Source organism: Methylobacterium sp. WL116, assembly GCF_008039455.1.
Classification (GTDB): domain Bacteria; phylum Pseudomonadota; class Alphaproteobacteria; order Rhizobiales; family Beijerinckiaceae; genus Methylobacterium.
Genome location: NZ_VRUV01000644.1, coordinates 1 through 2,232 on the forward strand (window position 1 = coordinate 1; position 2,232 = coordinate 2,232).

Genomic DNA, 2,232 nt, shown 5'->3' on the forward strand with positions numbered 1-2,232 from the left:
GCCCAGGGGGCGGGGGCGGGGCGCGCCTGAGCGGCGGCGCCGTCTTTCGGCGCGGAAGCGCTGTCTTGCAGCATCGGCGTGATCTCGCTTATGTCCGGCCTCGACCGGCGCCGTCGAGACGGCGCGAGCGGGCGGCTGATGATCGTGTGCCGCGGTCTTATCGAGCCCGCGGCGATGGGGTCAATGTGGGGCCGCGTCAAAGGCGGCTCAATCGCTGCAAACCGCAGGCCAGCCACCCGTTTCTGCACAACAAGGACAACATCGATGCTGCGCGCCCGCCTCACCACCGAGATGAAGGAGGCCATGAAGGCCGGCGAGAAGGCCAAGCTCGCCACGATCCGCATGATTCAGGCGGCGCTGAAGGACAAGGACATCGAGGCGCGCGGGCTCGGCAAGGAGCCGGCGACCGACGACGAGATCCTGGCGCTGCTGCAGAAGATGATCAAGCAGCGCGCCGAATCGGCCTCCGTCTACGAGCAGGGCGGCCGGCCGGAGCTCGCCGAGAACGAGCGCGCCGAGATCGCGATCATCGAGGGCTACCTGCCCCGGCAGATGGACGAGGCCGAGACCAAGGCCGCCGTCGACGCCGCGATCGCCGAGGCGGGCGCCGCCGGCCCGAAGGACATGGGCAAGGTGATCGCCGTGCTGAAGGGCGCCTATGCCGGCCGCATGGACTTCGCGAAGGCGAGCGGGCTGGTAAAGGCGTCGCTGAACGCCAAGGCGTGAGGGCACCTCAGGCACGGAGGTCCTTTCTGCGCGCTTCCGCGTTGGCACGCAGCCCCGCGTCGACGCGGCGAGTCGTTACGATCGAAGGGTCGATCCGGCGCGTCGGCCGGCCGCCTGGATCGGGCGATTCGACCCGGAGGACTCGTTAGGACCGAAAGCGCTATACTCGGCGGCCAACGACATTCGAGTCCCGCATCTCCGTGCGCTACCCGCCCCACATCCTCGAAGAGATCCGCAACCGGCTTCCCGCCTCCGACGTAGTCGGCCGGCGGGTCAAGCTGAAGAAGGCCGGGCGCGAGTGGCGTGGGCTGTCGCCGTTCAACGCCGAGAAGACGCCGTCCTTCTATGTCAACGACCAGAAGCAGTTCTACCACTGCTTCTCGTCCGGCAAGCACGGCGACATCTTCAGCTTCCTGATCGAGACCGAAGGGCTGAGCTTCCCGGAAGCCGTCGAGCGGCTCGCCGCCGACGCCGGCGTGACGTTGCCGGCTCCCACCGCCGACACCCGCGAGATGGAGACCAAGCGCCGCGGCGCGATCGAGGTGATGGAGCTGGCCACCGCGTGGTTCGAGGAGCGGCTGGCCTCGCCCGCGGGGGCGGCCGCCCGCGCCTACCTCGACCGGCGCGAGCTCGGCCCCGAGATCCGCAGGAGCTTCCGCCTCGGCTACGCTCCGGCAGACCGCTACGGCCTGCGCGACCACTTGGCGGGTAAGGACGTCGACAAGGCGCTGATGGGCGAGCTCGGCCTGCTGGTGACCGGCGACGACATCGCCGTTCCCTACGACCGGTTCCGCGACCGCATCATCTTCCCGATCGCCGACGTGCGCGGCCGGGTGATCGCCTTCGGCGGCCGGGCGATGCAGGCGGACGCCAAGGCGAAGTACCTGAACTCGCCCGAGACGCCGCTCTTCCACAAGGGGCAGGTGCTGTACAACCTGAACCGGGCGCGGAAGGCCGCCCACGATCGCGGCACGATCATCGCTGTCGAGGGCTACGTCGACGTCATCGCGATGACGATGGCGGGCCATGCCAACACCGTCGCTCCGCTCGGCACCGCGCTGACGGAGGAGCAATTGGCGTTGCTGTGGCGGCATGCCGACGAGCCCGTGCTGTGCTTCGACGGCGACGGCGCTGGGCAGCGCGCCGCCTTCCGCGCCCTCGACGTGGCGCTGCCGATGCTGGAGCCGGGCCGGTCGCTGCGATTCGCGATGCTGCCGGAGGGCCAGGACCCGGACGACCTGCTGCGCTCGGGCGGCTCGGACGCGATCGACAAGGTGGTCGAGGCGGCCAAGCCCCTGGTCGAGATGCTGTGGAGCCGCGCCGTCGAGACCGGCTCGACCGACACGCCCGAGCGCCGGGCGGGCCTGGCCAAGACGCTGCGCGGCCTCGTCGCCGGCATCCGCGACGAGACGGTGCGGGGCTACTACCGCGACGAGATTGAGGAGCGGTTGCGCGGGCTCTCGCCGCGCGGCGCGACGCAGCAGCGCGGCGCCTACCAGCCGGGCG

General features: G+C 70.4%; 2 protein-coding genes. Both read left to right on the forward strand.

Annotated elements, in window-relative coordinates; genetic code table 11:
* Window positions 1–264 precede the first annotated feature (264 nt).
* Complete coding sequence (locus FV223_RS25725; RefSeq protein WP_147729595.1) at window positions 265–726, forward strand: GatB/YqeY domain-containing protein; 462 nt, start codon at window positions 265–267, stop codon at window positions 724–726.
* A gap of 200 nt (window positions 727–926) precedes the next feature.
* The coding region (dnaG, locus tag FV223_RS25730) for a DNA primase (protein WP_147729596.1) at window positions 927–2,232 on the forward strand (1,306 nt) is incomplete at its 3' end.

Coding starts and splice junctions, on each gene's coding strand:
- FV223_RS25725 (WP_147729595.1), top strand. CDS start 265: ATGCTGCGCGCCCGCCTCACCACCGAGATGAAGGAGGCCATGAAGGCC.